Source organism: Quisquiliibacterium sp., from assembly GCF_982640115.1.
Map to the genome: position 1 here is coordinate 1 of NZ_CEXFHW010000271.1, position 3,596 is coordinate 3,596.

The 3,596-nt window shown below is 68.2% G+C and carries 5 protein-coding genes; all 5 read left to right on the top strand.

Features of this window, described 5'->3' with window-relative positions:
- Positions 1–792 (top strand): ABC transporter substrate-binding protein (locus AC2H6A_RS18695; protein ID WP_484275228.1); only part of this gene is annotated, 792 nt, incomplete at its 5' end.
- A 12-nt stretch (positions 793–804) separates the two neighbouring features.
- The gene (locus AC2H6A_RS18700) at positions 805–1,722 is read left to right on the top strand and encodes a branched-chain amino acid ABC transporter permease (protein WP_484275229.1); all 918 of its coding nucleotides are present in this window, start codon (positions 805–807) and stop codon (positions 1,720–1,722) included.
- The gene (locus AC2H6A_RS18705) at positions 1,719–2,678 is read left to right on the top strand and encodes a branched-chain amino acid ABC transporter permease (RefSeq protein ID WP_484275230.1); all 960 of its coding nucleotides are present in this window, start codon (positions 1,719–1,721) and stop codon (positions 2,676–2,678) included. Before AC2H6A_RS18700 ends, AC2H6A_RS18705 begins: the two co-directional genes overlap by 4 nt.
- 3 nt (positions 2,679–2,681) lie before the next feature.
- The gene (locus tag AC2H6A_RS18710; protein ID WP_484275231.1) at positions 2,682–3,440 is read left to right on the top strand and encodes an ABC transporter ATP-binding protein; all 759 of its coding nucleotides are present in this window, start codon (positions 2,682–2,684) and stop codon (positions 3,438–3,440) included.
- An 8-nt stretch (positions 3,441–3,448) separates the two neighbouring features.
- Positions 3,449–3,596: ATP-binding cassette domain-containing protein (locus AC2H6A_RS18715; protein ID WP_484275232.1), on the top strand; the 148-nt coding region annotated here is incomplete at its 3' end.

Sequence of the window (3,596 nt, forward strand, 5' to 3'; positions counted from 1 at the left end):
GCCGGCAAGGATTGCAACCCCTGGTTCTTCGCGGTGTCCTGGCCCAACGACGCCTACCACGAGGCGGCCGGCCAGCACGCCACGCGCAAGGGCTACAAGAACGCCTACCTGCTGGCACCCAACTACCAGGCGGGCAAGGATTCGCTGGCGGGATTCAAGCGGCACTTCAAGGGCAACATCACCGCCGAGGTGTACACCAAGCTCGGCCAGCTCGACTATGCTGCCGAGCTCGCCGAGATCCGCGCCGCCAAGCCCGAGGTGCTCTATGTGTTCCTGCCGGGCGGCATGGGCATCAACTTCATCAAGCAGTTCGTGGCTGCCGGCCTCTCGCGCGACACCACGCTGCTGGTGCCGGGCTTTGGCTCCGACCAGGACATCATCCGCCCGGTGGGTGACTCGATGCTCGGCCTTTTCGATGCCGCGCACTGGGCGCTCGACCTCGACAATGCCGCCAATCGCCGCTTCGTCGCCGAGTTCGAGAAGGAGTACAAGCGCCTGCCCTCGGTGTTCGCCTCGCAGGGCTATGACGCCGCGCTGCTGATCGACGCCGCGGTCCGCGATGTCAAGGGCAAGGTCGAGGACAAGGATGCGGTTCGCAAGGCGCTGCGCGCCGCGCGTTTTGCCTCGGTGCGGGGCGAGTTCAAGTTCAACACCAACCACTACCCGATCCAGAACTACTACCTGCGGGTGGTGGGCAAGGACAACCAGGGGCGCCTCGTGAACAAGTCGCTGGGCGAACCGATCTTCCGTCAGCACGGTGACGCCTACGTGCAGGACTGCAAGATGCCCTGAGGGCAGGGCGCCATGTCCGCCCTGCTGATCATCGAGCAGGCCCTCAATGGCCTGCAGTTCGGCCTGATGCTGTTCCTGCTGGCTGCCGGGCTCACCCTGGTGTTCGGCATCATGGACATGATCAACCTCGCCCATGGCTCGCTGTACATGGTCGGGGCCTTCATGGCAGCGTGGCTGGTGGAACTCACCGGTTCATTCCTGGCTGGCGTGCTGCTCGCGGTACCGGCCACCGCGGTGGTGGGCATGATCATCGAGTCCACCCTGCTGCGCAGCCTGTATGCCCGCGATCACCTCTCGCAGGTGCTGGCCACCTTTGCCCTGATCCTCATCCTCAACGAGTCGGTGCGCATGATCTGGGGCTCGGATCTGCCGCTGTCGGCGCCGCCCGCACTCGCCGGCCCGGTCGAGATCCTGCCGGGCCTGCCTTACCCCGCCTATCGACTGCTGATCATCGCGGTCGGGCTGGTGCTCGCGCTCGCGCTCTATGGGCTGGTGGCCCGTACCCGGATCGGCGCGTGGGTTCGAGCAGGCGCATCCAATCGCGACATGGCGCAGGCCATGGGCGTGAACATTCCGCGTCTGTTCACCGCCGTCTTCGGCGTTGGCGCCGCGCTGTGCGCGGTGGCCGGAGCCCTGCTCGGGCCGCTGTTCGCGGTGCAGATCGGCATGGGCGAGAACATCCTGATCCTCGCCTTCGTGGTCATCGTCATCGGCGGCATCGGCTCGGTGCGCGGGGCGCTGGTCGGCTCTTTGCTGGTGGGGCTGGTCGACACCCTGGGCCGCACCCTGCTGCCGCACCTGTTCCGCGAGTTCCTGCCGCCGCAGATGGCCAGCGCGGCCGGGCCTGCCATCGCCTCGGTGATCGTCTACCTGCTGATGGCGGCGGTGCTCTTTCTTCGGCCCCAGGGGCTGTTCCCGGCGCGGGGATGAGAGCAGGCGCCTTTCCCGCCGTGTGGCCGCTGCTGATGCTGGGCGCAGGCCTCGCATTTCCGTTCGCGGCGCTGGCCCTCGGCCAGGAGTTCTACCTGAGCGTGGCTGCGCGCATCGGCGTCTATGCCATCGCGGCCACCAGCCTGAACCTCGTGCTGGGCTACGGTGGCCTGATCTCCTTCGGACACGCGGCCTTCTTCGGACTGGGCGCCTACACGGTGGCGGTGCTCTCGATTGCCGGCCTGGGCAGCGGCTGGGTGGCCTTTCCGATGGCGGTGGCGGTGGCCGCGCTGGCCGCCTTGCTGATCGGCGCGATCTCGCTGCGCACCCGCGGCGTGTACTTCATCATGATCACGCTCGCCTTTGCGCAGATGCTGTTCTACCTTGCCAACTCGATCAAGGCCTGGGGGGGCGACGAGGGTATCAACCTGTCGGCCCGCTCCTCGTTCGGCATGGGCATCGACCTCGGCAATGATCTGCACTTCTACCTGCTGGTGCTCGCGGTGCTCACCGTGCTGCTGGTGGGGCTGCAGCGTCTCGATGAGTCGCGATTTGGCCAGGCGATCCGTGCCATCCGGCTCGATGAGACCCGTGCGGAATCGATCGGTTTTCCGGTGGCCCGATACCAGCTGCTGCTGTTCGTGATCGGCGGTGCTCTCGGCGGGCTGGCCGGCGCGCTGATGGTCAACCAGCAGCGCTATGTGAACCCCAACCTGCTCTACTGGACACAGTCGGGCACGCTCATGGTCATGGTCATCCTGGGCGGCGTCGGCTCGCGCTGGGGTGGGCTGCTCGGCGCAGCCGCGTTGCTCCTGCTCGAAGAGACCCTCTCGCTCTACACCATCCACTGGCAGTTCTGGGTCGGCTGGCTGCTGCTGGCGGTGGTGTTGTTCGCCCCGCGGGGTCTGGCCGGGCTTGCCGCCAGGCGACGCGCTGGCGCGCGTGGGCCGCACTGAGTCATGGCCGGGCCTGCGCTGCTGGAGGTCACCGCGCTCGTCAAGCGCTTTGGTGCGCTCGCCGCCACCGACGGCGCGACCCTGAGCGTGAACAGCGGCGAGATCCACGCCCTGATCGGCCCGAACGGCGCCGGCAAGACCAGTCTGCTGGCGCAGATCGCCGGCACGCTGTTGCCCGATGCCGGCTCCATCCGTTTCCAGGGCCACGAGATCGCGCGGCTGCCTGCCCATCGCCGGGTGCGCCTGGGGCTCGCCCGCTCGTTTCAGATCACCCGGCTGTTTCGTGGCCTGAGCGCACTGCAGAACGTGGCGCTGGCGGTGCAGGCGGCGCAGGGCTCGAGCCTGTCGTTCTGGCGCCCGGTGGCCCGCGAGTCGGCGTTGTTCGATCAGGCCCGCGCCGTGCTCGCGCAGGTCGGGCTCAGCGGGCGCGAGGCCAGCCTCAGCGACGATCTCTCCCATGGCGAGCAGCGGGCGCTGGAGGTCGCGCTGGCCCTGGCCACCGGCCCGCAGCTGCTCCTGCTCGACGAGCCGCTCGCGGGCATGGGCGCGCAGGAATCGGCCGCCATGGTCGCGCTGATCGAGCGCCTGAAGGGGCGAGCCACGGTGCTGCTGGTCGAGCACGACATGCAGGCCGTGTTCCAGCTTGCCGACCGGATCTCGGTGCTGGTCGGCGGCCGGGTGATCGCCTGCGGCACGCCGGCCGAGATCCGCGCCGACCCGGCGGTGATCAGCGCCTATCTGGGTGATGAGGCGCTCCCGTGAACGAGCCCTTGCTCAGTGTCCGTGGACTCGAGGTGGCCTATGGCCCGAGTCAGGTGCTCTTCGGCATCGATCTGGCCATGCAGGCCGGCGAGGTGGTGGGTCTGCTCGGGCGCAACGGCATGGGCAAGACCACCCTGATCCGCGCGCTGATCGGGC